This window comes from Cryobacterium shii (genome assembly GCF_004402595.1).
Taxonomy (GTDB): Bacteria; Actinomycetota; Actinomycetes; order Actinomycetales; family Microbacteriaceae; genus Cryobacterium; species Cryobacterium shii.
The window spans coordinates 1-5,560 of record NZ_SOFY01000086.1; the positions used below are offsets into that span (position 1 = coordinate 1).

2 rRNA genes are annotated in these 5,560 nt (G+C 53.4%); both read left to right on the forward strand.

The features are described from left to right. The first annotated feature begins 318 nt into the window (after positions 1-318). Positions 319-1,840, forward strand: a 16S ribosomal RNA gene (locus E3O49_RS16020). Between the two features lie 463 nt (positions 1,841-2,303). Then, positions 2,304-5,432, forward strand: a 23S ribosomal RNA gene (locus E3O49_RS16025). Together the 16S and 23S rRNA genes form the textbook arrangement of a ribosomal RNA operon. Positions 5,433-5,560: the final 128 nt, after the last annotated feature.

The window sequence follows — 5,560 nt, forward strand, 5'->3', positions numbered from 1 at the left end:
CTCGATTTGACACGTTCTTGCCGGGTGGGTAAGTTATACGAGTTGCCCCGAAGCGACAGCCCATTATTGGGCCTGAAGTCGGGTGCGTCCGATCCTTGAGAACTCAACAGCGTGCACAATGTCAAATGCCAAAAACCTCGTGATTTGGATCCGTTTCTAGCGGTGAAGGATCGGGAGATTCCTTTGGAAAACATTTAAACAACAAAGCAAGTCAGTAATGATTTGTTCTGTCAGTTTCAAACTTGTGTCTGGTCCGCCTATTCCGGTGGTCAGTCACACTAGATGTGCCGTTGCCTTCGGGTTTCGTGCAGTCAAACATTTACGGAGAGTTTGATCCTGGCTCAGGACGAACGCTGGCGGCGTGCTTAACACATGCAAGTCGAACGGTGATGAGGAGCTTGCTTCTCTGATCAGTGGCGAACGGGTGAGTAACACGTGAGCAATCTGCCCTTGACTCTGGGATAAGCGTTGGAAACGACGTCTAATACCGGATACGACCCTTGGAGGCATCTCTGGGGGTGGAAAGAATTTTGGTCAAGGATGAGCTCGCGGCCTATCAGCTAGTTGGTGAGGTAATGGCTCACCAAGGCGACGACGGGTAGCCGGCCTGAGAGGGTGACCGGCCACACTGGGACTGAGACACGGCCCAGACTCCTACGGGAGGCAGCAGTGGGGAATATTGCACAATGGGCGAAAGCCTGATGCAGCAACGCCGCGTGAGGGACGACGGCCTTCGGGTTGTAAACCTCTTTTAGTAGGGAAGAAGCGTTAAAGTGACGGTACCTGCAGAAAAAGCACCGGCTAACTACGTGCCAGCAGCCGCGGTAATACGTAGGGTGCAAGCGTTGTCCGGAATTATTGGGCGTAAAGAGCTCGTAGGCGGTTTGTCGCGTCTGCTGTGAAAACCCGAGGCTCAACCTCGGGCCTGCAGTGGGTACGGGCAGACTAGAGTGCGGTAGGGGAGATTGGAATTCCTGGTGTAGCGGTGGAATGCGCAGATATCAGGAGGAACACCAATGGCGAAGGCAGATCTCTGGGCCGTAACTGACGCTGAGGAGCGAAAGCATGGGGAGCGAACAGGATTAGATACCCTGGTAGTCCATGCCGTAAACGTTGGGAACTAGATGTGGGGACCATTCCACGGTCTCCGTGTCGCAGCTAACGCATTAAGTTCCCCGCCTGGGGAGTACGGCCGCAAGGCTAAAACTCAAAGGAATTGACGGGGGCCCGCACAAGCGGCGGAGCATGCGGATTAATTCGATGCAACGCGAAGAACCTTACCAAGGCTTGACATATAGAGGAAACGTCTGGAAACAGTCGCCCCGCAAGGTCTCTATACAGGTGGTGCATGGTTGTCGTCAGCTCGTGTCGTGAGATGTTGGGTTAAGTCCCGCAACGAGCGCAACCCTCGTCCTATGTTGCCAGCACGTAATGGTGGGAACTCATGGGATACTGCCGGGGTCAACTCGGAGGAAGGTGGGGATGACGTCAAATCATCATGCCCCTTATGTCTTGGGCTTCACGCATGCTACAATGGCCGGTACAAAGGGCTGCAATACCGCAAGGTGGAGCGAATCCCAAAAAGCCGGTCTCAGTTCGGATTGGGGTCTGCAACTCGACCCCATGAAGTCGGAGTCGCTAGTAATCGCAGATCAGCAACGCTGCGGTGAATACGTTCCCGGGCCTTGTACACACCGCCCGTCAAGTCATGAAAGTCGGTAACACCCGAAGCCAGTGGCCTAACCCGCAAGGGGAGGAGCTGTCGAAGGTGGGATCGGTGATTAGGACTAAGTCGTAACAAGGTAGCCGTACCGGAAGGTGCGGCTGGATCACCTCCTTTCTAAGGAGCACAGCAGTGCCGTCTGTATACAGCGGAACACCACTGCCAAGCCATTTCGGGAGCACACGTTTCCCGGTGGCGCTCATGGGTGGAACATTGACATTGATGCAGAAGCGAACAGTTTGAACTTGGTACGCTCCGGTGTTGTTTACAGCACGGGAGTTGGAAGGGTTTGGGTTGGGGTTGACTGTATATGCACGCTGTTGGGTCCTGAGGGACCGGAACGATCGGGTTACGGCCTGGTTGGACTTTTCCTCTGGACCTTTTCCTGTTCACATCATTCGTGGGCAGGTGAGGGTACCGCCCGTACTTTGAGAACTACACAGTGGACGCGAGCATCTTAAATTTGACGGACCTCGGTCCGACAGATTACAAAGATCAAAGCACTCGTAAGAGTGTTAGATCATTGGTCAATTTCTGTCGCGAATTTATTCGTGACACCAATCGATTCAAACTCATGTGATTTCAAATTTCTAAGAGCAAACGGTGAATGCCTTGGCATGTAGAGCCGAAGAAGGACGTAGTAATCTGCGATAAGCCTCGGGGAGTTGATAAACGAACTGTGATCCGAGGATTTCCGAATGGGGAAACCCCGCCAGGCCCGTAAGGTGACCTGGTGACTCCCGCCTGAATATATAGGGCGGGTAGAGGGAACGTGGGGAAGTGAAACATCTCAGTACCCACAGGAAGAGAAAACAATAGTGATTCCGTTAGTAGTGGCGAGCGAAACCGGATGAGGCTAAACCGATCATGTGTGATAGCCGGCAGGCGTTGCATGGTCGGGGTTGCGGGACTTTTCTGCTGCTTCTGCCGAACAGTGAGGGTTAGAACGTTGTATAGACGAACAGGATTGAAAGCCTGGTCATAGAGGGTGCGAACCCCGTAGTCGAAATGCAGCAATCGCCCGAAGAGTATCCCAAGTAGCACGGGGCCCGAGAAATCCCGTGTGAATCCGTCAGGACCACCTGATAAGCCTAAATACTCCTACATGACCGATAGTGAACAAGTACCGTGAGGGAAAGGTGAAAAGTACCCCGGGAGGGGAGTGAAATAGTACCTGAAACCGTTTGCTTACAAACCGTTGGAGCCAGTCTGATTCTGGTGACAGCGTGCCTTTTGAAGAATGAGCCTGCGAGTTAGTGATATGTGGCGAGCTTAACCCGAGAGGGGAATGCGTAGCGAAAGCGAGTCTGAATAGGGCGATTCAGTCGCATGTCCTAGACCCGAAGCGAAGTGATCTATCCATGGCCAGGTTGAAGCGACGGTAAGACGTCGTGGAGGACCGAACCCACTTCAGTTGAAAATGGAGGGGATGAGCTGTGGATAGGGGTGAAAGGCCAATCAAACTTCGTGATAGCTGGTTCTCTCCGAAATGCATTTAGGTGCAGCGTTGCGTGTTTCTTGCCGGAGGTAGAGCTACTGGATGGCCGATGGGGCCTAAAAGCTTACTGACGTCAGCCAAACTCCGAATGCCGGTAAGTGAGAGCGCAGCAGTGAGACGGTGGGGGATAAGCTTCATCGTCGAGAGGGAAACAACCCAGACCACCAACTAAGGTCCCAAAGCGCGTGCTAAGTGGGAAAGGATGTGGAGTTGCACAGACAACCAGGAGGTTGGCTTAGAAGCAGCCACCCTTGAAAGAGTGCGTAATAGCTCACTGGTCAAGTGATTCCGCGCCGACAATGTAACGGGGCTCAAGCACGCCACCGAAGTTGTGGCATTGATATTTTTGGTAAGCCGCACACTTGTTGTGTTGGTTCAGCCGTGTTGATGGGTAGGAGAGCGTCGTGTGGCCAGCGAAGCGGCGGTGTAAACCAGCCGTGGAGGCTACACGAGTGAGAATGCAGGCATGAGTAGCGAAAGACGGGTGAGAAACCCGTCCTCCGAAAGATCAAGGTTTCCAGGGCCAGGCTAATCCGCCCTGGGTAAGTCGGGACCTAAGGCGAGGCCGACAGGCGTAGTCGATGGACAACGGGTTTATATTCCCGTACTGGCGAAAAACCGCCCAAGCTAATCCAGTAATGCTAAGTATCTGAATCCCACTGACCAATGCCTTCGGGCGGCGGGGGTGGGCCTAGCGTACGACCCTATGCTGGTGCGGTTAGCGTATTAACAGGTGTGACGCAGGAAGGTAGCTGAGCCGGGCGATGGTTGTCCCGGTCTAAGGATGTAGGCCGAGAGATAGGCAAATCCGTCTCTCATATAAGGCTGAGACCCGATGGGTAGTCCTCACGGACGAAATCAGTGATCCTATGCTGCCAAGAAAAGCATCGACGCGAGGTTTTAGTCACCCGTACCCCAAACCGACTCAGGTGATCAGGTAGAGAATACTAAGGAGATCGAGAGAATCGTGGTTAAGGAACTCGGCAAAATGCCCCCGTAACTTCGGGAGAAGGGGGGCCTGAGGCGTGAAGGGATTTACTCCTGGAGCGTTCGAAGGCCGCAGAGACCAGTGGGAAGCGACTGTTTACTAAAAACACAGGTCCGTGCCAAGTCGCAAGACGATGTATACGGACTGACGCCTGCCCGGTGCTGGAAGGTTAAGAGGAACGGTTAGCCGCAAGGCGAAGCTGAGAATTTAAGCCCCAGTAAACGGCGGTGGTAACTATAACCATCCTAAGGTAGCGAAATTCCTTGTCGGGTAAGTTCCGACCTGCACGAATGGCGTAACGACTTCCCAGCTGTCTCAACCGCGAACTCGGCGAAATTGCATTACGAGTAAAGATGCTCGTTACGCGCAGCAGGACGGAAAGACCCCGTGACCTTTACTACAGCTTGGTATTGGTGTTCGGTGTGGCTTGTGTAGGATAGGTGGGAGACTTTGAAGCTTGGACGCTAGTTCAGGTGGAGTCAACGTTGAAATACCACTCTGGTCATATTGGATATCTAACTTCGAACCGTGATCCGGTTCAGGGACAGTGCCTGGTGGGTAGTTTAACTGGGGCGGTTGCCTCCTAAAAAGTAACGGAGGCGCCCAAAGGTTCCCTCAACCTGGTTGGCAATCAGGTGTCGAGTGTAAGTGCACAAGGGAGCTTGACTGTAAGACTGACAAGTCGAGCAGGGACGAAAGTCGGGACTAGTGATCCGGCAGTGGCTTGTGGAAGCGCTGTCGCTCAACGGATAAAAGGTACCTCGGGGATAACAGGCTGATCTTGCCCAAGAGTCCATATCGACGGCATGGTTTGGCACCTCGATGTCGGCTCGTCGCATCCTGGGGCTGGAGTAGGTCCCAAGGGTTGGGCTGTTCGCCCATTAAAGCGGTACGCGAGCTGGGTTTAGAACGTCGTGAGACAGTTCGGTCCCTATCCGCTGCGCGCGCAGGAAATTTGAGAAGATCTATCCCTAGTACGAGAGGACCGGGATGGACGAACCTCTGGTGTGTCAGTTGTTCCGCCAGGAGCACCGCTGATTAGCTACGTTCGGAACGGATAACCGCTGAAAGCATCTAAGCGGGAAGCCGGCTTCGAGATGAGATTTCCATCCCTTCGGGGGAGAGGCTCGCAGCTAGACTACTGCGTTGATAGGCCGGATGTGGAAGAGGGGACTAAAGACCCTTGGAGCTGACCGGTACTAATAAGCCAATAATTTGATAACACTACAGTTTGAATAAGCTGCTCTGCGTCCACTATGTGGTTCTCGATGTACGGTCGAGAACAACGCCCTCACCGGCTCATAAACGGGTGAGGGCTCTATAACTGAAAAATATAGAATCGATTCATCGA